The sequence below is a fragment of the Bradyrhizobium sp. TM239 genome (genome assembly GCF_036247985.1).
Taxonomy (GTDB): Bacteria; Pseudomonadota; Alphaproteobacteria; order Rhizobiales; family Xanthobacteraceae; genus Bradyrhizobium; species Bradyrhizobium ottawaense.
Window position 1 is genome coordinate 523,860 of sequence record NZ_BTIR01000001.1, and the last position, 18,294, is coordinate 542,153.

Sequence of the window (18,294 nt, forward strand, 5' to 3'; positions counted from 1 at the left end):
GGTAGGTTAACCAGCCTTTTTAAGCGGTTTCGGAAAGCCGCGCGCTAAGGTCCTCGCATCGACCGGGAACATAATCCCGGCGGGGAGAACTAAAGCCGTGAGGCGTCAAACAGCAACATGCGGGATCGCTCCCGCCGGGTCGAGCCGCTCTCTGCGGCTCGACCCCCTTTCCCTTCCGGTCCGCTTCGATGCGCACGATCCGCGCGCCGACGGACATGTCAGGCAGATCGAGCTTCATCGCGAACGCGTCGTGCTGCGCCGTGCCGTTCGCGGCATGCAGATGGCGATCAACGTCCGCGTCAGCGACTTCACAGGCGTCGCACTGCGCGGCAATGACGAGGCGCAGGCCATCGTCCTCGTGCATCGCGATCCCTCGCTCTCGGTGCCGCTGCTCGTCAGTGCCGATGGCGACGAGCTCAATGAGGCCTGGGCGATCTGGAGCGAGCTGTTCGCGCTTCCGCAGCTCGACGAAGGTGCACGCAAGCCCGCAGCCCGCCGCCGCCGCGCCAATGCGATCCGCGCCCGCCGTCCGAAATTCCTGATGCGCCGGCGCACCGGCATCGCGCGCGAGCTGCCGGTTCATCGCGAAGAACGCGAGATCATCGCGAGGAATTGAAGGTGCCGTAGGGTGGGCAAAGCGCAAGCGTGCCCACCTTTTCGATCAATCATGGAGAGTTCGTGGGCACGGCGCAAGGGCGCCTTTGCCCACCCTACGAGATCTACGCCGACCGCATCACCGCGTCGACCAGCAATCCCGCAAACAGCAACAAGCCCGCATATTTGTTTGACTTGAACAGGCGCAGGCACAGCTCGGGATCGTCGATCCGCAAGCGCACGATCTGCGATGCCAGGTGCACGGCGAAGGCGATCAGCCCGAGCCAGGCCGGCCAGCGCGCATCACCCGAGGCCAGCGCGACGCCGATCAACATCACAGCGAGCCCGTAGAACAGGATCAGCGCCTGGTGCGTGTGCGCGCCGAACAGGCGTGCGGTCGACTTGACGCCGATCAGCGCGTCGTCCTCGGCATCCTGATGCGCATAAATGGTGTCATAGCCGATCACCCAGGCAATCGAACCGGCATAGAGCACCAGCGCGGTGACGTCGATGCGTCCGAAAGTGACGGCAAAGCCCATCAGCGCGCCCCAGGAGAAGGCGAGCCCGAGGAAGACCTGCGGCCACCAGGTGACGCGCTTCATGAACGGATAGATGGCGACGACCACCAGCGAGGCGATGCCGGTCATGACGGCAAAGCGGTTGAACTGGAGCAGCACCACGAGACCGATCACGGCCAGCGCGACCAGGAAGGCCAGCGCCTGCTTCACGGTGATTTGCCCCGCCGGCAGCGGTCGCGAGCGGGTGCGCTCGACCTTGTCGTCGAGGTCGCGGTCGGTGATGTCGTTCCAGGCGCAGCCCGCCCCGCGCATCACAAAGGCGCCGATGAAGAACAGCGCGATGGTGAGCGGCAGTCCGCGGACGTCATGCGCCATGCCGCTCGCGAGCGCTGCCGACCACCAGCACGGCATCAACAGCAGCCAGGAGCCGATCGGACGATCGAAGCGGGACAATCGCAAATAAGGCCGCGCCCATGGCGGCGCGAGCGTATCGACCCAGTTGCCGGTGGAATCGGCAACGCGGGCGGATGTGTCGCTCATCGGGTCAGGACGTTGCCGTTGAGCGTGTCGAAGGTGCTGCCGCCCTTCTTGCCGGCATTGGCCTCAGGCGCCGAGCCCGAACCGAGCACCTCGCTGAGCGACGGGCCGGCCGGACCGCGCGGCTGCTGCTGCATCTGCTGCGCGACGTTGCAGACCTTCGTCGCCATGGCCTCGGTATTCTTGTGACCGTCCTTCATCTGCGTGCCGATCTGCGGCGGGATTCCGCATTTGGCGGCGTGGGACTCGATGTACTTGATCATCTTGGTCTCAGCCTGGCTGAAATTGCGGATCAGCTTGCAGGCTTCGTCCGGCGGCGCATGACGGTCGCTCGCGGCCTTGATCAGCTTGCCGCGCTTCTCGGCTTCTTCGCGCAGAGGAATGAAAGCCTTCATGCAGTCCTCGCCGGGGCCGCCCTGGGTCGGCGGGGCCGCGCTGAACGCGCCAGCGCCGCCGACGGGCGCGGCGCCATTCACGGGAAAGGACGATTGCGGTGCCGTGCCGACCGAAGCGGTCGGCGCCGAGCCGTTGACCGGGGGAAACGCCGAACTGGTCGCGGCCTGGTTCGGCAGCGGCGCCGGGAAGGCACTTTGCGCATAGGCGCCCGCGGCGCTCAGGGTGACCATGGCGGCAGTGATCGGAACCATCAAATGACGGATCATCAAGACAGTCTCTCCGGCAGGAGCTACGGGGTTCAGCGTCTTCCCAATTGAAGCGCAACCAGCGTGTTCGCGTTTTTACGATTCCCGCCGGCGCTTAACAACCCGTTGAATAGGGCAAGAGCGCGGCGCGGGGACGCACCATTTCGGCAATATTTACCCCCGGAATGGCTGCTTTCGGTTAAGAACGGCCCCAAATCGGACCCCTGAACGATGCCCTCCCACGATTTTCGCGCCCCCCGCCTGTTCGTCGACGCTCCTCTTGCCCAGGACGCCAGGGTCCTGCTCGACCGCGACCAGAGCAATTATCTCGGAAATGTGCTGCGGCTTGCCGCCGGGGCCGAGGTGTTGGCCTTCAACGGCCGGGACGGCGAGTGGCAGGCCGCCATCGAAGGTCGCAAGCGGCCGGACGGCCTCGTGATCCTCCAGCAGACCCGGCGCCAGGACGGGCTGCCTGACGTCGCCTACGTTTTCGCCCCGCTCAAGCATGCCCGGCTGGATTACATGGTCCAGAAGGCCATCGAGATGGGCGCCGCCGCGCTGCATCCGGTCCTGACCCGGTTCACCCAGGCCTCCCGGGTCAACACCGAGCGGATGCGCGCCAATGTCGTCGAGGCGGCCGAGCAATGCGGCATTTTGAGCATCGCCACGGTCGCCGAGCCGGTGCCGCTGGAGCGGTATCTCAGTCAGCGCCCTGCGGGCCGCCTGTTGATCTTTTGCGACGAGGCGGCGGAGGTGCAAAACCCCGTTCAAAACCTGCAAAACGCCCGCGAGGCCGGACAGGGTATTGATGTGCTGATCGGCCCCGAAGGCGGCTTTGCCGAAGAAGAGCGGGCCCTGCTGCTGCGGCAGCCCAAGATTCTCCGGCTGGCGCTCGGCCCACGGATCATGCGGGCCGATACCGCTGCCGTAGCCGCCCTGGCGCTGGTGCAGGCGGTGCTGGGCGATTGGGGCAACGCCAGCTGATCCCGGCGTTGCCCGCCTGTTAAGCGATTGATCCTTTGGAGGTCGAAACCGCTTTCGGGCCATGCTAAGGGCAGCGCAATTCCTGTCCTTCCCCTTGCCCTGCCCGGTTCCACCGGGACGATGGACCTCTGTTATGACCGCGACTGCCACCTCAAATGCTGCCGGCTCCGCCGCCTGGGCGGATACGCTGCTGTTGTCGTTCGCGCAGGCCGGTTACGTCAGGGCCGAGCCCGCCATCCTGCAGCCGGCCGAACCATTCCTGGACCTCTCCGGCGAGGACATCCGCAAGAGCCTGTACCTGACCACGGACCTCACGGGCGAGGAGCTCTGCCTGCGCCCGGACCTCACCATTCCGGTGGCGCGCGATTACCTGAGCTCCGGTCGTGCCGGCCAGCCGGCCGGGTTCAGCTATCTTGGCCCGGTGTTCCGCTACCGCAGCGGCCAAGCCAGCGAATTCCTGCAGGCCGGCATCGAATCGTTCGGCCGCCAGGACCGCGCCGCGGCCGACGCCGAGACGTTGGCGCTGGGGCTCGAAGCGACCGCGGCCTTCGGTGTCCGCGACGTCGAGATCCGCACCGGCGACGTGGCGCTGTTCAACGCGCTGCTCGATGCGCTCGACCTCTATCCGGTCTGGCGCCGCCGCCTGGTCAAGGACTTCAACCGCAAGATCAGCCTGGAAAAGGATCTGGAACGGCTGGCGGCCGCGACCACCGCGACCCGCAGCGAATATGAGGGCGTGCTCGCAGCCCTCGCCGGCTCCGACCGCAAGGCGGCGCTCGCCTTCGTCACCGATCTGATGTCGATCGCCGGCACCACCAATGTCGGGGGACGCACCACGGCCGAGATCGCCGACCGCTTCCTCGAGCAATCGACGCTGAAGGGCGGCGCGCTGCCGCGCGAGGCCATTGCCGTGCTCAAGCGCTTCCTGACGATTGCAGGCAATCCCGACGATGCCATCGCCGAGCTGCGCGCGCTCACTGCCGACGCCAGGCTCGACCTCACGGCCGCGATCGATCAGTTCGAAAGCCGGGTCGGTTTCATGGCGGCGCGCGGCATCGACGTGAAGCAGACGCGCTTCTCGACCGCGTTCGGGCGCGGCCTCGACTATTACACCGGCTTCGAATTCGAGCTGCATCACCGGGGCAACGGCGCCGAGCCGCTGGTCGCCGGCGGCCGCTATGACGGGCTGATGACCCAGCTTGGATCGAGAGAACCGATCCCCGCGGTCGGCTTCTCGGTCTGGGTGGATGCACTGACGAAGGTCGGCCGCAAGGTGGGAGCTTAAATCATGAGCGCGCCATTCGTTCTGGCCGTTCCCTCCAAGGGCCGCCTGCAGGAAAACACCGAGGCCTTCTTCGCCCGTGCCGGGCTCAAGCTGTCGAAGGCCGGCGGCGCCCGCGACTATCGCGGCACGCTTGCAGGCCTCGACAATGTCGAGGTCGCCTATCTCTCGGCAAGCGAGATCGCCTCGCAGCTGTCGCGCGGTTTCGCGCATCTCGGCGTCACCGGGGAAGACCTGGTGCGCGAGAACATCGCCGATGCCGACAAGCGCGTATCGCTGATCGAAGGCCTCGGCTTCGGCTATGCCGACGTCGTCGTCGCGGTGCCGCAGGCCTGGATCGACGTCCGCACCATGGCCGATCTCGACGACGTCACCACCGGCTTCCGCGAGCAGCATCACATGCGGATGCGGGTCGCGACCAAGTTCATCAACCTCACCCGCGCCTTCTTCCAGAGCCACGGCATCACCGATTACCGCATCGTTGAAAGTACCGGTGCGACCGAAGGCGCGCCGGCGGCCGGCAGCGCCGAGCTGATCGTCGACATCACCACGACTGGCGCGACGCTCGCCGCCAACGGCTTGCGGGTGCTCGACGACGGCGTGATCCTGCGCAGCCAGGCCAATCTGGTCGCCTCGAAAGAGGCCGACTGGTCGCCGCAGGCACGCGAGACGGCGCGCGTGATCCTCGATCACATCGCAGCACGGGCGCGGGCCAGCAAGTACCGCGAGGTCCGCACCCGCTTCCGGCAATGCGACGCCGCCCTGCTCGGCGAAGCCCATAGCCGGTTCGGCGTCGAGGCTCCGTTCGGCGGACCGACCTCGTCGGGCATGCTCACCCTGCACTGCCCGCCGGGACAGCTCTATGCGCTGGCAAGCTTCCTGCGCGAGCATGGCGCCGAAACCGTCTCGGTGGTTTCGCTCGACTACGTGTTCGACCGGGAGAACCCGCTGTTCGCCAAGCTGGAGGCGTTCCTGCGGCAGTGAGCCCCAGGTCCGCTCAGCTTTTCCGTTCAGCTTTGCGACAGCAAATGGCAGCTACCATATGCTGTTGAGATGACTTTGAACGCCTCTGGAACCTTGATCGATGACGCTGGGCTCTGACGTTTCCGGCATGACGACGACCGCAGGCACCGCCGCCGCGAAGGGACTGTCGATCGTCGTCCCCGTCTACAACGAGGCGGCGGGCCTTGCCGCCCTGCATCAGCGCATCTGCGATCTCGCAAAGACCTTGCGGGAGCGCTATCGGCTGGCTTGCGAGGTCGTCTATGTCGACGACGGCAGCAAGGATGCAACGCTGGCGATCGCCCGCTCGCTGCCGGCCGATGCGATCGACGTCCAGGTGGTGTCGCTGTCGCGCAATTTCGGCAAGGAAGCCGCCCTGATGGCTGGTCTCGACCATGCCCGGCTCGGCGCCGTCATGTTCATGGACGGCGACGGCCAGCATCCGCCGGCCCTGATCGAACAGCTGGTGCGGCACTGGATCGATGACGGCTATGACGTCGTCTACACCGCCAAGGCGCACCGCGACAACGAGACCTTCCTGCGCCGGGTCGCCGTGCACGGCTTCTACGCGCTGATCAATTGGGGAGCGCGGCAGAAGATTCCCGAGGACGCCGGCGACTTCCGCCTGCTGTCGCCGCGCGCGGTCACAGCGCTCAGGCAGCTGCCCGAGCGCAACCGGTTCTTCAAGGGTCTCGCCAGCTGGATCGGCTTCCGCCAGATCCGGGTCGACTACGAGCCTTCGGCGCGCGCCCATGGCGTCACCACCTTCAACGCCGCGAGCCTGCTCGGCCTGTCGATCGAGGGCCTGACCTCGTTTTCGGTGGCCCCCTTGCGCTTCGCCAGCCTGCTCGGCGTCATCCTCGCCGGGGGCGCCTTCCTGTTCGGCCTTTCGATCCTCTGGGAGGTGTTCACGACCGGCAAGCAGGTGCCCGGCTATCCCTCGCTCGTGATCGGCCTGATGACGATCGGCGGCGTGCAGCTCATCATGATCGGCATCGTCGGCGAATATATCGGCAAGATCCTCTCCGAGCTGAAGGCGCGCCCGATCTACTTCGTCGCCGAGCATAGTGAAAAGCACTTCGAAGCCGAGAAAGCCGACGACGCCGCGAAGAGGACGGCCGCCGAATGAGCGCGGCCGCGGGCCTGCGGCGGATCTGGCTCTGTGCCGACGATTACGGCATCAGCCCGGGCGTCAACCGCGCCATCCGCGACCTGATCGAACGCGGCCGCCTCAACGCCACCTCGGTGATGATGGTGGGCCCGGCGATCGCGCGCAGCGAGATCGAAGCGCTCCAGGCGTCCGCGACGGCGAGCCCGCGCTGCGCGATCGGATTGCACGTGACGCTGTCGGCGCCGTTCCGCCCCCTCACCATGCACTTCCGTCCGCTCGACGGCGACATGTTCATGCCGTTTCCGAAGCTGCTGCGCGCGGGCGTTCTGCGGCGGCTCGACCGCGAGTTCTTCCGCAACGAGGTGAAGGCGCAGCTCGCCGCCTTTGCCGAAGCGTTCGGGCGCGCGCCCGACTTCGTCGACGGCCATCAGCACGTGCAGCTCTTTCCGCAGGTGCGCGACGGCTTTGTCGATGCGGTCAGCGAAGGCGCGCCAAACGCCTGGGTGCGGCAGGGCGGCCGCGACCTGCCGCTCAGGCAGCGCCTCGCTTCACCCAAGGCCATGGTCCTCGACGTCCTCAGCGCGCAATTCCGCCGCCGTGCCGGCAGCGCGGGGCTCGGCTTCAATCCGGGCTTTGCCGGCGCCTATGATTTCACGCGGGCGGCCGATTTTGGCGCGCTGATGCGGCAATTCCTGGAGGGCTTGCCGGATGGCGGCCTCGTGATGTGCCACCCCGGCTTCGTCGACGAAGTCCTCGCCGGCCTCGACCCGATGACGGATGTCCGCGAACGCGAGCACGCCTATCTGGCCGGTGACGCCTTCCCCCGTCTGCTGGCGGACAGCGGCGCCACGCTGGGATGAAGCCGGCGGACGGCAAGCCGCGGGGCAGCTTGTCGCATACCGAAATTTAATCCGGCCGGCACTGTTGGGGCCACAATGGAACCCTACATCTGCCTCGCGCTTGTTTTGCGCGAGGGAGACTGATCATGACGCCGCAGGAACGCCAGCTCGTCGACGAGCTTTTCGACCGGCTTTCGAAACTGGAAAATGCACCGCGCGATCCCGACGCGATCGCCGCGATCTCCGACGGGCTGCGCAAGGCGCCCGGCGCCGTGTATGCGCTGGTCCAGACCACGCTGCTGCAGGACGAAGCGCTGAAGCGCGCCCATCACCGCATCCAGGAGCTGGAAGCGGCTCATGCGCCCGAGCAGGCGCAGTCCGGCGGCTTCCTCGACACCATGCGCGACACGCTGTTCGGCGGAGGCCCCTCGCGCGGCTCGGTTCCGAACGTGCCGCCGCGTGACGCGCGGCCGGTCTGGAACAGCGGCGGAGCGATGCAGCAGACGCAGCCCGGCTACGGTCAGCCCCCTTACGGCCAAGGTCCAGGTCAGGGTTCAGGTCAGGGCCCCGGCCAGGGTTATGGTGCACCGCCGATGGGCGGAGGCGGCGGCTCGTTCCTCGGCACGGCGGCGGCAGCTGCCGCCGGCGTCGTCGGCGGCTCGCTGCTGCTCTCCAGCATCCGGGGCATGATGGGCGGATCGCATCAGCAGGCCTTCGGCGACACCAATGCCCTCGGCGACCGCAGCGCTGGTGGAAGTCCTTGGGGCGGCAGCGATCAGTCCGGCGGCTCGCTCGCGCGCGATGCCGGCCTCAACGACATCGGCTCGAACCGGGAGTCCCGCCAAAACTTCTCCGACCAGGCGAACAACGATCGTAACGACAACGACCAGAACTACGGCGACAACAACGACGACGGCAACATGGACGTAGCCGACGACAGCGATTTCGGCGGCGACGACGATGGCGGCAGCGATTACGCGTGAGCAATTCGCCCGAAAGATGCGGACGGCCGCCTCTCGGCGGCCGTTTTTTTTAGAGCATGGCTCGAACGCCTTTTCTGCCACGGCAGGCAGATAGGACGTGCGAAATAGCGAAATAGTATGACTAATGTGCAGCGCCATTGGACTGAGCTGAATGTTACCCGACGCGCCTGAATTCACCATGACAAATCAAATCGGCGTCTGACGCGCGCGACCGTAGACTCCCGGATTTCCAAATTCGGACATGGGTGTTCAACTGGAAGAACACGTTGCTCATGCCACACACCAATGTGGTTGCCTCTCTTGGTCATAGTCGGGGTTTTAAAAATGAGTCCACTTCAGCAGCGCATCGCAACCCTGACCAACGTGACAACTCATCTCATCACCGAGTTGTCGGAGTTGGAGGGACTGCACGAGCGCCTCAAGAAGGCAGAGCTGTCGGCGCGGCGGTTGAAACGCTCCGCTCGCGCATCGCTTTCCCATTCATCAACTCGTCGTCGCTGCTCTGTTGCCGCTCGTTTCGGTTCGACGCCGCATCGTCGGCCAGCCTAAAGCATGATCCGGAAAAGTGCGCAGCGGTTTTCCGAAAAGATCACGCTTGAACAACAACCTGAAGCGCGATGACGATTCATCCTGATCGCATCGCGCTTTAGACCTCGGCCGGAGGACGTACATCGGCGGCACGCAACGCCTGCGATGCGGCGCGTCGCGAGCCCGCGCGACACGCGGAGTTGACGGCTCGCAGAGCGCGCTCGGCTACATCACCACGACCTTGGTGCCGACATTGACGCGGCCGTAGAGGTCGATGACGTCTTCGTTGCGCATGCGGATGCAGCCGGAGGAGACGTTGGTGCCGATGGTCCAGGGCTCGTTGGAGCCGTGGATGCGGTACAGCGTCGAGCCCAGATACATCGCGCGGGCGCCGAGTGGGTTCTCCGGACCGCCTTCCATGTGCCGGGGCAAATCGGGGCGGCGTGCGATCATTTCGGCCGGCGGCGTCCAGTCCGGCCATTCGCGCTTGGCCGTGATCGCCTTTACGCCGGACCAGGTGAAGCCGGGACGCCCGACGCCAATGCCGTAGCGCATCGCCCTGCCGTTGCCCTCGACGAGATAGAGGAACTTGTTCGGGGTATCGACCACGATGGTGCCGGGACTTTCCTTGCCGCTATAGTCAACAGACTGTTTCTCGAACCTCGGATCGAACGGACGCTGCCGCGGGTCGGCCGTCTCCTGCTGAACCGCGCCTCGCTGATATCCACCCTGCATCTGCGGCTCGCCCATCGGCGGCAGACGGCGCTGGTCGTAATAGCCGGGCTGCTGTTGATAGACCGGCTGCTGCGGCGCGTAGGCCGGACCGCGGCCGGGACCGTCGCCGAACAGGAACTCGATGAATCCGCCGCCCATGTTCGCATTGGAGGCGACGCGCACCGGCGCCGGCGGCACCTGCGGCTGGTAGAGCACCGCGGGCGGATCGTTCGGCACCGAATTGTCGAAGGCGCTGGCGCTGGTTGCGCCGGCAATGAAGGTGCAAGCGCTGCCGAGCAGCGCGACAGACATTTTCTTGAACATCGACGTACTCTGTACTGTTTCGTCTAGATCACATGCGCCGTGGAGAGCTGATGGCTGGTCCGCGCCCCCGACGTGGTCAATAAAAGGCAAAAGCCGCTTTGTTTGGTAAACAGAAGCGGCGTTTGGATTCACCACGTCGTCAGCAGCGGGGCAATTTGGCGATCAGCGTTTATTTTCGATGAACGCCGCACGCGCATGGTTAATCGCTTCTTTGCGCGCCGTCGCGCGCAGCCGCACAACAGTTCCTGCCGTGAACTTCGTGTTAAATCGCTTCTGCCTACAAAGACGCGTGAGTGAGGTGGGGGGAGTATCCTGATGGCTGTTCACCGCAAACGTTTTCGCGTCGAGGATATCGCTGGTGGCGAGATGCCGATTTTGGACGTAACTGAAGAGGCAATCCCGATGCATAGCGAGATCATGGCCGAGTTGCGTGCGATCCGTGCACAGATGGCGAAAGGCGCTGCGCCCTTGCCCTTGTCCGGCAGCGCAGCCATGGCGGCGATCGACGCATCCACCGCCCACGAGCTCTCCGAGGCTCGTACCATGCTCGAAACCTATCGGGCCCAGATCGAGCAGTGCGAGAAGCTGAAGGTCGAGCTCGACCTCATCCATGACGCCATCGACCGCACCAAGCGCGAAATCGCGACGCTGCACGGCAAGAGCTTTGACGGCGGCGAAATGGCCAAGGTCAATGGCGAGCTCGGCGCGGTGGTCGGCGGCACCGAGCAGGCGACCCAGCAGATCCTCGAAGCCGCGGAATCGATCGACCAGGCCGCCAGCGCAATGTCCAAGGTGGACTCGATCGACCAGCAGAAGCGGCTCGCCGACGACATCCAGGAACGCGTCATCTCGATCTTCGAAGCCTGCAACTTCCAGGACCTGACCGGCCAGCGCATCAGCAAGGTCATGACCACGATGAAGTTCATCGAGCAGCACATCAATGCGATGATGGACATCTGGGGCGGCGTCGACGCGATCAAGTCCCACGTCGTGCCGCCGGTCGACAATCGCAGCGAGGACGACAAGCTTCTCAACGGCCCCAAGCTCGCCGGCGACGTCGGCCACGCCTCGCAGGACGACATCGACGCGCTGTTCGACTGAGCGGACGCGACATAGCGAAAAACAAAACGCCGGCGCAAGCCGGCGTTTTTTTTCGTCATTGCGAGCGAAGCGAAGCAATCCAGAGTGCCTCCGCGGAAACAGTCTGGATTGCTTCGTCGCTTCGCTCCTCGCAATGACGAGTGGTTAGAGCCGAACCCTTGTCACGCCCGCGGCGCGCAGCGGACGTAGACCATGTTGCCGTAGCGGGTGGCGGCGTCCTTGTCGATGAAGCGCGTGATCAGGACGCGGCCGTCGAAGGAGATGATTTCGCGGTCCTGCTCGCCGGGGGTCGGACCCGCCGGTCCGATGTAGTTCTTGCCGCTCGGCGAGCCCTTCAGCCGCAGCTCCTGGGGCGTTGCCTGGTCGGCCAGATGCATGATCACGCCGCCGGAGGAGCCGGCGGTGATCACGTAGGGATTTTTGCACTGGGCCCGGGCGGCCGCCTCGGTACGGGCGCGGTCGGCCGGGTTCTGGAACGAGGCGAGACCCCAGCGGCCGACGATCTCGTCGGCGCGAATGGTCGCAGGCATTTCCGGACCAGTACCAGGCTCGGCTTCGGGCGGCGGCGAGGACGACGAGAAGGACGGCAGGCTCATGCCGCCGCCGCAGGCGCCCAGCAGCAGCGCCAGACAAGTGGCGGCGGCCAGATTGGCAACCGTGCGCGCGTGAGCTGAACTGATCATGGCATTCCCCCGAACAAGACCATGGCCGCACCCCTCCTGCAGCCAAGCGCAAAACCGCTGCCGGAGCAATGACGTCCTTTAATACGTCGGCGCCCCGAACAAGTTTCCAGTGCCACCATCCTATATCCGCCTCACCAATCGCTTAACCACCTTTGCTTGACAGGATCGCGGCCAAGCCATATTTCCGGGCCCACTATTAGCACTCGGAAAGCCCGATTGCTAAGCGCGCCGTTCGATCCTCGGGATAGGGGGTGGACGGAAGCGCCGCCCCACCCACTTCCACTCCTTCCGAAGCGAGCCTCCAAAGGGAAACGTCATGGCTAAATCCAAATTTCGTCCGCTGCATGACCGTGTCGTGGTCAAACGTATCGACGCCGAGGAAAAGACCAAGGGCGGCATCATCATTCCGGACACCGCCAAGGAAAAGCCGTCCCAGGGCGAGATCGTCGCCGTCGGCCCCGGCGGCCGTGACGAGGCCGGCAAGCTGATCCCGATCGACCTCAAGGTCGGCGACCGCGTGCTGTTCGGCAAGTGGTCGGGCACCGAGGTCAAGATCGACAACGAAGATCTCCTGATCATGAAGGAGTCGGACATCATGGGCGTTTTGGCCTAAGGCCATCCGCCTGAACGGCCGCTGAATGTCATGCCCGGATCGAAGCGATCCGGGCATCCATCATTCCGACGGGTTCGATCTTCGGATCCCGGAATTGATGCGACGGGCGAGCGGCAGACACATCACCAAACACGAGGGATTGCAGAAATGGCTGCCAAAGACGTCAAGTTTTCCGGAGACGCGCGCGATCGCATGCTGCGCGGCGTCGATATTCTCGCCAACGCCGTCAAGGTGACGCTCGGCCCGAAGGGCCGCAACGTCGTCATCGAGAAGTCGTTCGGCGCACCCCGCATCACCAAGGACGGCGTCACCGTCGCCAAGGAGATCGAGCTCGAGGACAAGTTCGAGAACATGGGCGCCCAGATGGTACGTGAGGTCGCCTCCAAGACCAACGACCTCGCCGGCGACGGCACCACCACCGCGACCGTGCTGGCCCAGGCCATCGTGCGCGAAGGCGCCAAGGCGGTTGCCGCCGGCATGAACCCGATGGACCTCAAGCGCGGCATCGACATCGCGGTCGCTTCCGTCATCAAGGACATCGAGAAGCGGGCCAAGCCCGTCGCCGCCTCCTCCGAGGTCGCCCAGGTCGGCACCATCTCGGCCAACGGCGATGCCGCCATCGGCAAGATGATCGCCCAGGCGATGCAGAAGGTCGGCAACGAAGGCGTCATCACCGTCGAGGAGAACAAGTCGCTCGACACCGAAGTCGACATCGTCGAGGGCATGAAGTTCGACCGCGGCTATCTCAGCCCCTACTTCGTCACCAACCCCGAGAAGATGACCGCCGAGCTCGAGGATGCCTACATCCTCCTGCACGAGAAGAAGCTTTCGGGCCTGCAGGCCATGCTGCCGGTGCTGGAAGCCGTGGTGCAGTCGGGCAAGCCGCTCGTCATCATCGCCGAGGACGTCGAGGGCGAGGCGCTGGCCACCCTGGTCGTCAACCGCCTCCGCGGCGGCCTCAAGGTCGCCGCCGTCAAGGCGCCGGGCTTCGGCGATCGCCGCAAGGCCATGCTCGAAGATCTCGCGATCCTCACCGGCGGCCAGCTCATCTCCGAGGACCTCGGCATGAAGCTCGAGAACGTCACGGTGAAGATGCTCGGCCGCGCCGGCAAGGTCGTGATCGACAAGGAGAACACCACGATCGTCAAGGGCGCCGGCAAGAAGCCGGAGATCGAGGCCCGCGTCGGCCAGATCAAGGCCCAGATCGAGGAAACCACCTCGGACTACGACCGTGAGAAGCTCCAGGAGCGCCTCGCCAAGCTGGCCGGCGGCGTCGCGGTGATCCGCGTCGGCGGTGCCACCGAGATCGAGGTCAAGGAGAAGAAGGACCGCGTCGAGGACGCCCTCAACGCCACCCGCGCCGCGGTGCAGGAAGGCATCGTCCCCGGCGGCGGCGTCACGCTGCTGCGCGCCAAGAAGGCGGTCGGCCGTCTCACCAACGCCAATGCCGACGTCCAGGCCGGCATCAACATCGTGCTGAAGGCGCTCGAGGCTCCGATCCGCCAGATCTCGGAAAACGCCGGCGTGGAAGGCTCGATCGTGGTCGGCAAGATCCTGGAGAACAAGTCCGAGACCTTCGGCTTCGACGCCCAGACCGAGGACTATGTCGACATGATCGAGAAGGGCATCATCGATCCCGCCAAGGTGGTGCGCACCGCGCTCCAGGACGCCTCCTCCGTGGCCGGCCTGCTGGTCACCACCGAGGCCATGGTCGCCGAGACGCCGAAGAAGGAAGCCCCGCCCGCGATGCCCGGCGGCGGCGGCATGGGCGGCTTCTAAGCCTCCGTTCCGTTACAATGTTGCGAAGGCCGCCTCCGGGCGGCCTTCTTTTTTGCCGACCCTGCCCCTCCGCTTTCCGATTCAACCGACGGCCAAAACCCACTACGGTGACGCGCCGATTCGAATTGTTTGGGCATGATCCTCTCGGAAAACCGCTTCACACTTCCGGATCATGCCCGTTGCGCGAGGATTTCATCGATGCGTGCGCTTCTGGTTTGCTCGACAGCCCTTTTGGCAGCTCTGCTTGCAGCTTCTCCGCATCCCGCATCCGCCCAGATGAAGCTGTCGCCGAAGGCCACGACGCCCGGTGGTCCGGAGACACGCTATTTCACCTCGATCGACGGGCTGATGGACGGCAATGCCGACGTGATCCTGAAGGAGACGCGCCAGGGCAAGACGGTGACGGCAGCGGTGCTCGACGTCTGCTATCCCGTCGCAAAGAATTCCGACCGCAAGGACCGCTTCGTCGTCAACCTCCAGGTCGCGGGGCAGACCCTGACGGGCACCACGCAGAGCATCAGCGAGAAGGCGCCCGTCAGCGTCAAGCTGCTGCGCAAGCAGGCCGGGGACACCTTCGAATTCCGCGGCCAGATCAGCATCGGCCAGGTCGTGACCGAAGTGACCTCGCCCGACAATTCCGATCTCAGCGAGAAGGAATTTCAGGACAACCAGACCTCCGACGACGGCATCACGCCGCAGCCGAAGGATTTCACCGACGTCTCGCCGGAGGCGATCGCGGTCAAGGTCAAGCTCGACGCTGCAACCGACTTCCTGAAGAGCCTGAAGGGCCAGGCGGTCGAGGTGACGCTGGCGAGCCTCACGGTCGGCTGCGATGCGCTACGCGCCGGCGAGCAGACCATCAACATGTCGGTCGATCCTGAGCGCGCCGGCGCGCTGCTGGCGAAATTCAAGGCGACGCCGGGCGTCACCGCCGCGGGCTGGACCGCGGGCATGACCGAGATGGACCGCACCATCCGCTTCGCCGCGGCCGACTGGCGCGAGGGCGACAAGATCAGCAAGGACAAGCTCGCGGCCGCCGTCTCGAACGTTTTGAGCCGGACGCTCGCGGCAAAGCCGGTCTCGCAAAGCTTCAACCCCGCCACCGGCAAGCTCAAGCTGGTCTTCAAGCGGCCGAACCCGGATTTCCCCGCGCTCGATCTCACCGACACGATCGAGGTCGCAGGGCTCGTCTCGCCCGACAAGCCGGGCACGACCGACAAGCTCATGCTGTGGATCGGCAGTCCCGCGACGACGACCGCCGACGAGAGCAGCGGCGCCAAGCTCAATCTCTCCGACGACACGTCGGTCGACGAGGAAGGCGAGCAGCCCGACGACAACGGTTCGGTCGAGGCGCTCGCCAGGGAGCTCAAGGGCCAGCGCTGGGATGCCGACAAATCGGTGTGGAAGTAGACGCGCTGAACTATCGTGCCCCGGACGACACAAGCGCGTTTACGCGCGTCTTCGACGCGCTATGGCGCGAAGCGCTAGAGCCGGCGCCCAGAGGCCACACACGAATTTGCCGATAGAAAATCTGGGTCCCGGCTCTGCGGCGCATCGCTTGCGCGACGCGCCTTGTCCGGGACACGAGAGCGGAGCTAATTCCCCGTCGTCCTGAAACGCAGCGGCTTGGGGCCGATCAGCGTCAGCACATCGCCCTGACGCTTCCAGGTCTCGACACTGCTCAGAGCTGCGACGAGATCGTCGTCGGCCTGCGCCCTTGCCGGCGGGCAGGAGCGGTCCTGGATCTGACCGGGGACGAAGATCACGGTGTTGCCGGCGACCGAGAACTGGCCCTTGCCGCCCTTGCACCAGAGCTCGAGCACGACCTCGCCATGGTCGCCGATCTCGATGTTCGGAATTCGCTTCGAGCCTGCTTGCGGCAGCGCTTCCAGCGTCATCTCGGTGCCGAACGGGAAACCGTCCTCGGCACGCGCGACAATGGACATCGCGAGCATTGCAACCGCAGCACACACCAATCGCTTGAGCGAAACCATGAGACCTCTCGTCCGACCTGATTTGCCGCACCTTCTATAAGACGGCGGCGCCATTGAGAAGGTTCGCCCCACCTGGAGCGCGATGAGATTTGATGGACGCAAAAATCCCCGCGGGGCGGACCTCGCGGGGATTTGCGTTCGAGCCGGGCTTGGCCTGCTACTTCAGGACCATTGCCGTGAACGGCCAGACATAGGCCTGCAACGTCACGAGCACGCCGACGAGACAGGCCAGCACGATCGAGTGCCAGAACACGAAGCGCAGGATCGTGCCCTCATGGCCGTACCAGTTGGTGGCAGTGGAGGCGACGACGATCGACTGCGCGTCGATCATCTTGCCCATCACGCCGCCGGACGAGTTCGCCGCGGCCATCAGGACCGGCGACAGCCCGAGCTGCTCGGAGGTGATCTTCTGCAGATTGCCGAACAGCACGTTGGACGCCGTGTCCGATCCCGTCAGCGCCACGCCGAGCCAGCCGAGCAGCGTGCCGAAGAAGGGATAGAGCACGCCGGTTGCGGCGAAGGCGAGACCGAGCGTCGCGTCGACGCCGGACAGCCGCGTCAGGGTGCCGATCGCCAGCATCGCCGAGATCGTGATCAGCGAGATCGCGCAGAGCCGGATGGTGCGGCCGTACTCGGTCAAGAGCTTGCCGGGGCCGACGCCCATCAGGACACCGGAGATGATCGCCGCGATCAGCATGCCCGTGCCGGTGAAGGACAGGTAGGTGAAGCCGAACACCGCGCTCTCTTTCGTCGGCCCTGGCGCGACCGGCGGCATCTTGTTGATCATCTGGTGCAGCTCGGGCACGGGATAGTTCCAGACGAAGATCGAATTCGCCCACGCCTTGAACGCCCCGTTGCCCCAGATCAGCATCACGATGCAGACGATGATCCACGGCAGCAGCGCGCCGAACAATTCGCTCTGCGTCAGCGGCGTCTTGTCGAGCGGTTTTGCCGCCGCCATGGTGGCTGCCGATTCATCGCGGCCGCGCAGCGCCGGCGACAGCCAGAGCTGCCTGGGCTGCCAGACCTTCAGGAACAGGATCAGCGCGCCCATCGAGATCAGCGACGCGCCGATGTCGACGATCCAGGGGTTGATAAAGTTCGAGATCACGAATTGCGGAACCGCGAACGATACGCCGGTGACCAGGATCGCCGGCCAGACATCCTTCATGCCCTTCCAGCCCGCGAATGCCCACACCACCCAGAACGGCACGATCAGCGAGAAGAACGGCAATTGCCGCCCGACCATCGCGCCGAGGATGTAGGGATCGAGCCCAGTGACCGAGGCAAGGCCCTGGATCGGCGTGCCCAGCGCGCCATAGGCGACCGGCGCGGTGTTGGCGATCAGCGACAGGCCGGACGCCGCGAGTGGCGAGAAGCCGAGGCCGATCAGCACGGCACCGGTGATGGCGACCGGCGTGCCGAAACCCGAGGCCCCCTCGAAGAACGCGCCGAAGGAGAACGCGATCAGCAGCAATTGCAGCCGCCGGTCCTCGGTGACCCCGCCGATGGCGCGCTTGAGCAATTCGAAGCGCCCCGTGCTCACCGTCACCTGGTAGAGGAAGATGACGTTGAGGACGATCCAGCCGATCGGGAAGAAGCCGGTGACGATGCCCAGCACCGAGGCGCGGATCGACATGTTCGCCGGCATGGTGAAGACGAAGATCGTGATCAGATTGGCCACGATCACGGCGATGACCGCCGCGATATGCGCCTGGACGCGGCCGCTCGCGATCAGCACCAGCAGCGTGACGACGGGCACCGCCGCCGCAATCGTCGACAGCACAGGGCTGTGCAGCGGATCATAGACTTGATTCCACATGGTCTTCCTCCCCCACGCATGTTTGCGGCAGACGGCCCGCGTGGAGAGCCGATCCTGCTTGACGCTGGAAGCGATAACCCCCGAGCTGGACGCGAATTCCTCGCGAATGCGGCGGTTCCCGTCCCGCTCACAAGCTCGCGAAATCCCAGAGCACCCCACCCCGCGCCGTCGAACCCCATGCTAGGGTTGCAAGCTGCGACAAGCCAACGCAAATTGCAGCACTTGCGACTTTAGTCTAAGCGCGC

The 18,294-nt window shown here is 65.2% G+C and carries 17 protein-coding genes; 11 read left to right on the top strand and 6 right to left on the bottom strand.

The window, feature by feature from the left end; genetic code table 11:
- The first annotated feature begins 97 nt into the window (after positions 1-97).
- Positions 98-616, top strand: a complete 519-nt coding sequence (locus tag AABA84_RS02605) for a DUF6101 family protein (RefSeq protein WP_212253299.1) — start codon at positions 98-100, stop codon at positions 614-616.
- 103 nt (positions 617-719) lie between these two features.
- Here AABA84_RS02605 and ubiA read toward each other — a convergent pair whose 3' ends face one another.
- Both ubiA and AABA84_RS02615 read right to left on the bottom strand, forming a co-directional pair.
- The gene (ubiA, locus tag AABA84_RS02610; protein WP_212253297.1) at positions 720-1,652 is read right to left on the bottom strand and encodes a 4-hydroxybenzoate octaprenyltransferase; all 933 of its coding nucleotides are present in this window, start codon (positions 1,650-1,652) and stop codon (positions 720-722) included.
- Positions 1,649-2,311 (bottom strand): hypothetical protein, encoded by a 663-nt coding sequence (locus AABA84_RS02615; protein WP_212253294.1) that lies wholly within the window; start codon positions 2,309-2,311, stop codon positions 1,649-1,651. The genes ubiA and AABA84_RS02615 overlap by 4 nt, the downstream gene beginning before the upstream one ends.
- A 210-nt stretch (positions 2,312-2,521) precedes the next feature.
- Here AABA84_RS02615 and AABA84_RS02620 point away from each other — a divergent pair, with 210 nt between their 5' ends.
- The 6 genes from AABA84_RS02620 to AABA84_RS02645 all read left to right on the top strand — a co-directional run bounded on the left by AABA84_RS02620 (position 2,522) and on the right by AABA84_RS02645 (position 8,491).
- Entirely contained in the window at positions 2,522-3,274 is a 753-nt protein-coding gene (locus AABA84_RS02620) for a 16S rRNA (uracil(1498)-N(3))-methyltransferase (protein WP_338311245.1), read from the top strand.
- A 133-nt stretch (positions 3,275-3,407) separates the two neighbouring features.
- Positions 3,408-4,559 carry an ATP phosphoribosyltransferase regulatory subunit gene (locus tag AABA84_RS02625; protein ID WP_338311247.1) on the top strand — a complete coding sequence of 384 codons (1,152 nt, stop codon included), beginning with the start codon at positions 3,408-3,410 and terminating at the stop codon, positions 4,557-4,559.
- A 3-nt stretch (positions 4,560-4,562) separates the two neighbouring features.
- On the top strand, positions 4,563-5,540 hold the full coding sequence (gene hisG, locus AABA84_RS02630) for an ATP phosphoribosyltransferase (RefSeq protein WP_338311249.1): 978 nt from the start codon (positions 4,563-4,565) through the stop codon (positions 5,538-5,540).
- A 100-nt stretch (positions 5,541-5,640) separates the two neighbouring features.
- The gene (locus tag AABA84_RS02635; protein WP_338309595.1) at positions 5,641-6,687 is read left to right on the top strand and encodes a glycosyltransferase family 2 protein; all 1,047 of its coding nucleotides are present in this window, start codon (positions 5,641-5,643) and stop codon (positions 6,685-6,687) included.
- The gene (locus AABA84_RS02640) at positions 6,684-7,529 is read left to right on the top strand and encodes a ChbG/HpnK family deacetylase (protein WP_338311251.1); all 846 of its coding nucleotides are present in this window, start codon (positions 6,684-6,686) and stop codon (positions 7,527-7,529) included. Before AABA84_RS02635 ends, AABA84_RS02640 begins: the two co-directional genes overlap by 4 nt.
- A gap of 125 nt (positions 7,530-7,654) precedes the next feature.
- The gene (locus AABA84_RS02645) at positions 7,655-8,491 is read left to right on the top strand and encodes a DUF2076 domain-containing protein (RefSeq protein WP_338311252.1); all 837 of its coding nucleotides are present in this window, start codon (positions 7,655-7,657) and stop codon (positions 8,489-8,491) included.
- Between the two features lie 753 nt (positions 8,492-9,244).
- Here the strand turns inward: AABA84_RS02645 and AABA84_RS02650 are convergent.
- Positions 9,245-10,057: a L,D-transpeptidase gene (locus tag AABA84_RS02650; protein ID WP_338311253.1), complete on the bottom strand. Its 813-nt coding sequence runs from the start codon at positions 10,055-10,057 to the stop codon at positions 9,245-9,247.
- A gap of 315 nt (positions 10,058-10,372) precedes the next feature.
- On the opposite strand from AABA84_RS02650, the gene AABA84_RS02655 reads away from it, so the two are divergent.
- A complete protein-coding gene (locus tag AABA84_RS02655) occupies positions 10,373-11,158 on the top strand; it encodes a protein phosphatase CheZ (RefSeq protein ID WP_212253263.1) in 786 nt (261 codons plus the stop codon).
- Positions 11,159-11,319: 161 nt separating this feature from the next.
- Here AABA84_RS02655 and AABA84_RS02660 read toward each other — a convergent pair whose 3' ends face one another.
- On the bottom strand, positions 11,320-11,841 hold the full coding sequence (locus AABA84_RS02660) for a hypothetical protein (protein WP_212253261.1): 522 nt from the start codon (positions 11,839-11,841) through the stop codon (positions 11,320-11,322).
- A gap of 316 nt (positions 11,842-12,157) precedes the next feature.
- Here AABA84_RS02660 and AABA84_RS02665 point away from each other — a divergent pair, with 316 nt between their 5' ends.
- The 3 genes from AABA84_RS02665 to AABA84_RS02675 all read left to right on the top strand — a co-directional run bounded on the left by AABA84_RS02665 (position 12,158) and on the right by AABA84_RS02675 (position 15,643).
- Entirely contained in the window at positions 12,158-12,454 is a 297-nt protein-coding gene (locus tag AABA84_RS02665) for a co-chaperone GroES (protein WP_027525027.1), read from the top strand.
- Between the two features lie 147 nt (positions 12,455-12,601).
- On the top strand, positions 12,602-14,233 hold the full coding sequence (gene groL, locus AABA84_RS02670; RefSeq protein ID WP_212253259.1) for a chaperonin GroEL: 1,632 nt from the start codon (positions 12,602-12,604) through the stop codon (positions 14,231-14,233).
- Positions 14,234-14,431: 198 nt separating this feature from the next.
- Entirely contained in the window at positions 14,432-15,643 is a 1,212-nt protein-coding gene (locus AABA84_RS02675) for a hypothetical protein (protein WP_338311255.1), read from the top strand.
- A gap of 185 nt (positions 15,644-15,828) precedes the next feature.
- Here AABA84_RS02675 and AABA84_RS02680 read toward each other — a convergent pair whose 3' ends face one another.
- The gene (locus AABA84_RS02680) at positions 15,829-16,227 is read right to left on the bottom strand and encodes an META domain-containing protein (protein ID WP_038971171.1); all 399 of its coding nucleotides are present in this window, start codon (positions 16,225-16,227) and stop codon (positions 15,829-15,831) included.
- A 157-nt stretch (positions 16,228-16,384) separates the two neighbouring features.
- Positions 16,385-18,049, bottom strand: a complete 1,665-nt coding sequence (locus AABA84_RS02685; protein WP_338309589.1) for an L-lactate permease — start codon at positions 18,047-18,049, stop codon at positions 16,385-16,387.
- Positions 18,050-18,294: the final 245 nt, after the last annotated feature.

Coding starts and splice junctions, on each gene's coding strand:
- ubiA (WP_212253297.1), bottom strand. CDS start 1,652: ATGAGCGACACATCCGCCCGCGTTGCCGATTCCACCGGCAACTGGGTC.
- AABA84_RS02615 (WP_212253294.1), bottom strand. CDS start 2,311: ATGATCCGTCATTTGATGGTTCCGATCACTGCCGCCATGGTCACCCTG.
- AABA84_RS02620 (WP_338311245.1), top strand. CDS start 2,522: ATGCCCTCCCACGATTTTCGCGCCCCCCGCCTGTTCGTCGACGCTCCT.
- AABA84_RS02625 (WP_338311247.1), top strand. CDS start 3,408: ATGACCGCGACTGCCACCTCAAATGCTGCCGGCTCCGCCGCCTGGGCG.
- hisG (WP_338311249.1), top strand. CDS start 4,563: ATGAGCGCGCCATTCGTTCTGGCCGTTCCCTCCAAGGGCCGCCTGCAG.
- AABA84_RS02635 (WP_338309595.1), top strand. CDS start 5,641: ATGACGCTGGGCTCTGACGTTTCCGGCATGACGACGACCGCAGGCACC.
- AABA84_RS02640 (WP_338311251.1), top strand. CDS start 6,684: ATGAGCGCGGCCGCGGGCCTGCGGCGGATCTGGCTCTGTGCCGACGAT.
- AABA84_RS02645 (WP_338311252.1), top strand. CDS start 7,655: ATGACGCCGCAGGAACGCCAGCTCGTCGACGAGCTTTTCGACCGGCTT.
- AABA84_RS02650 (WP_338311253.1), bottom strand. CDS start 10,057: ATGTTCAAGAAAATGTCTGTCGCGCTGCTCGGCAGCGCTTGCACCTTC.
- AABA84_RS02655 (WP_212253263.1), top strand. CDS start 10,373: ATGGCTGTTCACCGCAAACGTTTTCGCGTCGAGGATATCGCTGGTGGC.
- AABA84_RS02660 (WP_212253261.1), bottom strand. CDS start 11,841: ATGATCAGTTCAGCTCACGCGCGCACGGTTGCCAATCTGGCCGCCGCC.
- AABA84_RS02665 (WP_027525027.1), top strand. CDS start 12,158: ATGGCTAAATCCAAATTTCGTCCGCTGCATGACCGTGTCGTGGTCAAA.
- groL (WP_212253259.1), top strand. CDS start 12,602: ATGGCTGCCAAAGACGTCAAGTTTTCCGGAGACGCGCGCGATCGCATG.
- AABA84_RS02675 (WP_338311255.1), top strand. CDS start 14,432: ATGCGTGCGCTTCTGGTTTGCTCGACAGCCCTTTTGGCAGCTCTGCTT.
- AABA84_RS02680 (WP_038971171.1), bottom strand. CDS start 16,227: ATGGTTTCGCTCAAGCGATTGGTGTGTGCTGCGGTTGCAATGCTCGCG.
- AABA84_RS02685 (WP_338309589.1), bottom strand. CDS start 18,049: ATGTGGAATCAAGTCTATGATCCGCTGCACAGCCCTGTGCTGTCGACG.